The sequence below is a fragment of the Streptomyces alkaliphilus genome, from assembly GCF_014141535.1.
In the GTDB taxonomy this organism is placed as follows: domain Bacteria; phylum Actinomycetota; class Actinomycetes; order Streptomycetales; family Streptomycetaceae; genus Streptomyces; species Streptomyces alkaliphilus.
In genome coordinates this window covers 1-2895 of record NZ_VKHT01000675.1, presented here as the reverse complement: position 1 = coordinate 2895, position 2895 = coordinate 1, and the positions used below count along the sequence as shown (strand labels likewise).

The 2895-nt window shown below is 71.6% G+C and carries 5 protein-coding genes; 3 read left to right on the top strand and 2 right to left on the bottom strand.

Going from position 1 to position 2895, the window contains the following annotated elements; genetic code table 11:
* Both FNQ90_RS18330 and FNQ90_RS18325 read left to right on the top strand, forming a co-directional pair.
* Window positions 1-366: LysR substrate-binding domain-containing protein (locus tag FNQ90_RS18330; protein WP_267133072.1), on the top strand; the 366-nt coding region annotated here is incomplete at its 5' end.
* 65 nt (window positions 367-431) lie between these two features.
* Entirely contained in the window at window positions 432-1052 is a 621-nt protein-coding gene (locus FNQ90_RS18325; protein ID WP_182607373.1) for an L-threonylcarbamoyladenylate synthase, read from the top strand.
* 79 nt (window positions 1053-1131) lie between these two features.
* Here the strand turns inward: FNQ90_RS18325 and FNQ90_RS27560 are convergent, their stop codons facing one another.
* Window positions 1132-1728 (bottom strand): PKD domain-containing protein, encoded by a 597-nt coding sequence (locus FNQ90_RS27560; RefSeq protein WP_323380046.1) that lies wholly within the window; start codon window positions 1726-1728, stop codon window positions 1132-1134.
* Window positions 1646-2554 (bottom strand): PQQ-dependent sugar dehydrogenase, encoded by a 909-nt coding sequence (locus FNQ90_RS27555; RefSeq protein WP_228471370.1) that lies wholly within the window; start codon window positions 2552-2554, stop codon window positions 1646-1648. Before FNQ90_RS27555 ends, FNQ90_RS27560 begins: the two co-directional genes overlap by 83 nt.
* On the opposite strand from FNQ90_RS27555, the gene FNQ90_RS27550 reads away from it, so the two are divergent.
* Window positions 2544-2895, top strand: a 352-nt coding sequence (locus FNQ90_RS27550; RefSeq protein ID WP_407699391.1) for a hypothetical protein, incomplete at its 3' end; no start/stop codon positions are given. The genes FNQ90_RS27555 and FNQ90_RS27550 overlap by 11 nt on opposite strands.

Genomic DNA, 2895 nt, shown 5'->3' with positions numbered 1-2895 from the left:
CCGGTGCCCCGGTGGTGGGGCGCCTTCCCGTGGATCACCGCCACGCCGGGAACGCTCTGCCACGCCATGACGGTCCGGGCCTGTCACGCCTCGGGTTTCGAGCCCTCGATCCGGCACCGGGTGGACGACTTCGACACCGTCCTCGGTCTGGTGGCGATCGGTGCGGGGGTGGCCCTGCTCCCCGCGACGGTCCGCGCCGGCGCCCCGTCCGGCGTCGTATGGGAGTGGTTGCCGATCCGGCGCCGGGCCCTCCTGGCCCACCGGCGGGGGGCCGCGGAGCACCCCGCGGCGCGGGCCGTGGGCGAGGCGCTGCGCGCGCTGGTTTTGACGGAGCCGACGGAGGAGTGGCCGACGGACGGGCGGTGAACACCGGTTCGGGTTCCGCGCGGGTCGCGGCCGGTGGGGACGGGGCGCGGTCGTAGGCTCGGCGCATGGCGAAGTACTTCGACGTGCACCCGGACAACCCGCAACGCCGTGTGATCGGCCAGGTCGTGGAGATCATCCGGTCCGGGGGACTGGTGGTCTACCCGACGGACTCCTGCTTCGCGCTGGGCTGCCACCCCGGCAACAAGGAGGGTCTGGACCGCATCCGGGAGATCCGGCGCCTGGACGACCGGCACCACTTCACCCTGGTGTGCCGGGACTTCGCCCAACTGGGACAGTTCTCGCGGATGGACAACGCCGTGTTCCGCACCGTGCGGGCCGCCACCCCGGGCAGCTACACCTTCATCCTGCCCGCGACGAGCGAGGCCCCCCGCCGGATGCTGCATCCGAAGAAGAGGACCGTCGGGGTCAGGATCCCCGACCACACGGTCGCGCAGGCCCTCCTCGCCGAACTGGACGAGCCGTTGCTCTCCAGCACGCTGCTGTTGCCGGGCGAGGAGGAGCCGCTGACCATCGGGTGGGACATCAAGGAGCGGCTGGACCACGCCGTGGACGCGGTACTGGACTCCGGGGACTGCGGTACCGAGCCGACGACGGTCGTCGACTTCTCCGACGGCGTGGCCGAGGTGGTGCGGCGGGGCGCCGGCGACCCGGAGATCTTCGAGTAGCCCCCGGCGGCGGTCCGCCCGCCCGGAACGGTCCCCGTTCCGGGCGGGCGACCCCGCGGCTCGGATCCCACCGCCCCGATCAACCGGTGGGCAGCAGGACGACCTCGGTGCTCCCGGTGAGCGGGGGCAAACCGTTCAGACCGGGGTCGGTGTAGGAGGCGACGAAGACCGCCCGCAGATCGTCCTCCTCGACATCGTGTCCCTCGGGGACGGTGGTGACGAAGGAACCGGCGCAGCCCGACGCCGTGGACATGGGGTGGCCGTGGTCGTCGTGGCCCAGGATGTAGGTCACGGTGACCCGGGCACAGTCGACCGGCTGGTCGTCGGTCACCTCCACCTCGTACTCCACGGTGTCCCCGAAGGCGAAGTCCGGATCGGGGGTCGGTCGCAGGAAGGTGACGACGGGGGCCTCGTTCGCGCCGACGGTGATGTCGATCCCGGCCGAGGCCGACTTCCCGCGGTGCCGGCCGCCGAGGTCGGTGACCTTCAGGGTGGCGGTGTGCACACCGGGTTCGGTGTAGGTGTGCACGGGGTTCGCCGGCCGCGAGTCGACCCGCCCGTCGGAGTCGAAGTCCCATTCGTACCGGAGGCGGTCACCGTCGGGGTCCATGGTGCCCGCCGAGGAGAAGGAGACCGTCAGCGGCTCCTCGCCCCGGGTGACGTCCGCCGAGACCACGGGGATCGGGGTGGTTGCCGCCGGGTCCGATGTAGTCGATGCGGGAGAGTTCCGCGTCGGGGTTCTCCTGGAAGTACCCCCGACCGTACTCCAGCACGTACGGCGCGCCGTCGGGGCCGAACTCCATGTCGATGGGGGCGGAGAGGCGCATCCCGGGGACGACATCCTCGATGGCCCCGATCACCCCGCCGCTTCCGGGTACGCCCTCCCCGGCGAGGTGGAATCCCTTGATGTGGTTGCGGGTGAACTCGTAGAACAGCGGGACGCCGTCGTAGTGCTCGGGCCAGGCGACGGGGGCGCGGCCCCGGGTCGCCGCCGGGTCGAAGGCGTAGGCCGGTCCGGCCATCGGGCCGATGCCGCCGCTGCCCGGGCCGGGGAAGAGCGGGGAGACATCGTTGGGGTACCACACCTCGGGCTGTTCCACGGGGGGCAGTTCGGTCAGCCCGGTGTTCCGTGGAGAGGTGTTGACGGGGGCGTCGCAGTCGAAGGCGCCCCGGTCGGTTCCGGTGGCGAAGTCCCGGTGGTGGTAGGGCATCGAGGGGGTGACGCAGTACGGCCATCCGTGGTTGCCGGTCGCGCGGGCGACGAACCACTTGCCGTGCCCGTTGGGTCCGCGGGTGGGGCTGGGGGTGCGGGCGTCCGGTGAGTAGTCGGCGACGTAGAGGTCGTCGGTGACGGGGCCGATCTCCATGCGGAACGGATTGCGCAGGCCCATCAGGTAGATCTCGGGGCGGGCACCCTCGGTTCCCGGCGCGAAGAGGTTGCCCTCCGGGATCGTGTACGAGCCGTCCTCGCCCACCGTGATGCGCAGAAGCTTGCCGCGCAAGGTCGGCGGTGTTGGCGGAGGTGCGCTGCGCGTCGTAGGAGGGGTTGCGTTCGGGGCGTTCGTCGATCGGGACGTAGCCGCCGGAGGCGTGGGGGTTGGTGTCGTCACCGGTGGAGAGGCAGAGGTTGCCGGCGGTGTCGAAGACGATGTCGCCGCCGACGTGGCAACAGATGCCCCGGTCGGCCTCGACGTCGAGGATGGTCTGCTCGGTGGAGAGGTCGAGGGTGTTCCCGACGAGTTCGAAGCGGGAGAGACGGGTGACACCGGCGAAGCGTTCCCAGTCCTCGTCGGTGCCCACGTCGGGCGCGGCGCCCTCGTTGACACCGGGGGTGGAGGGGTCG